Raw genomic sequence first — 706 nt, 5'->3', positions numbered from 1 at the left:
AGGTCCCGTAGTGTAGCGGTTATCACGTCGCCCTGTCACGGCGAAGATCGCGGGTTCGATTCCCGTCGGGACCGTTTAAGATAACGGAAGTTATTTTAGACTCGTTAGCTCAGTTGGTAGAGCAATTGACTTTTAATCAATGGGTCACTGGTTCGAGCCCAGTACGGGTCATCTTTGCGGGTTTGGCGGAATTGGCAGACGCACCAGATTTAGGATCTGGCGCTTAACGGCGTGGGGGTTCAAGTCCCTTAACCCGCATAATAGAAATCAGCCGGCTTAGCTCAGTTGGTAGAGCATCTGATTTGTAATCAGAGGGTCGCGTGTTCAAGTCATGTAGCCGGCATTTTTTTATATAAGAGGTCGATGCGAACGTAGTTCAGTGGTAGAACACCACCTTGCCAAGGTGGGGGTCGCGGGTTCGAATCCCGTCGTTCGCTTAGAGAGGCCGGGGTGGCGGAACTGGCAGACGCACAGGACTTAAAATCCTGCGATTGGTAACGATCGTACCGGTTCGATCCCGGTCCTCGGCATATATTGATGGGCACCCTTAGCTCAACTGGATAGAGTACCTGACTACGAATCAGGCGGTTAGAGGTTCGACTCCTCTAGGGTGCATTTTTTCTATTTAACTCGGGAAGTAGCTCAGCTTGGTAGAGTACTTGGTTTGGGACCAAGGTGTCGCAGGTTCGAATCCTGTCTTCCCGAT

8 tRNA genes are annotated in these 706 nt (G+C 51.4%); all 8 read left to right on the top strand.

The annotated features are described in order from the left end of the window. Position 1: 1 nt before the first annotated feature. The 8 genes from HMPREF8571_RS10980 to HMPREF8571_RS10945 all read left to right on the top strand — a co-directional run bounded on the left by HMPREF8571_RS10980 (position 2) and on the right by HMPREF8571_RS10945 (position 705). Positions 2 to 74: transfer RNA gene (locus tag HMPREF8571_RS10980), tRNA-Asp, on the top strand. Positions 75 to 98: 24 nt separating this feature from the next. Next, positions 99 to 171 (top strand) — tRNA-Lys (locus HMPREF8571_RS10975). 5 nt (positions 172 to 176) lie between these two features. Further along, positions 177 to 258 (top strand) — tRNA-Leu (locus tag HMPREF8571_RS10970). A gap of 12 nt (positions 259 to 270) precedes the next feature. Next, positions 271 to 343: transfer RNA gene (locus HMPREF8571_RS10965), tRNA-Thr, on the top strand. Positions 344 to 365: 22 nt separating this feature from the next. Beyond that, positions 366 to 437: transfer RNA gene (locus tag HMPREF8571_RS10960), tRNA-Gly, on the top strand. Positions 438 to 444: 7 nt separating this feature from the next. Next, positions 445 to 530, top strand: a tRNA-Leu gene (locus tag HMPREF8571_RS10955). Positions 531 to 541: 11 nt separating this feature from the next. Then, positions 542 to 615 (top strand) — tRNA-Arg (locus HMPREF8571_RS10950). A gap of 16 nt (positions 616 to 631) precedes the next feature. Continuing rightward, positions 632 to 705, top strand: a tRNA-Pro gene (locus HMPREF8571_RS10945). The last annotated feature ends 1 nt before the right edge of the window (position 706 follow it).

The sequence above is a fragment of the Streptococcus mitis ATCC 6249 genome, assembly GCF_000146585.1.
GTDB lineage: Bacteria > Bacillota > Bacilli > Lactobacillales > Streptococcaceae > Streptococcus > Streptococcus mitis_AZ.
Note: the sequence above shows the minus strand (reverse complement) of the source record. Positions and strands in the feature narration are given on the sequence as shown.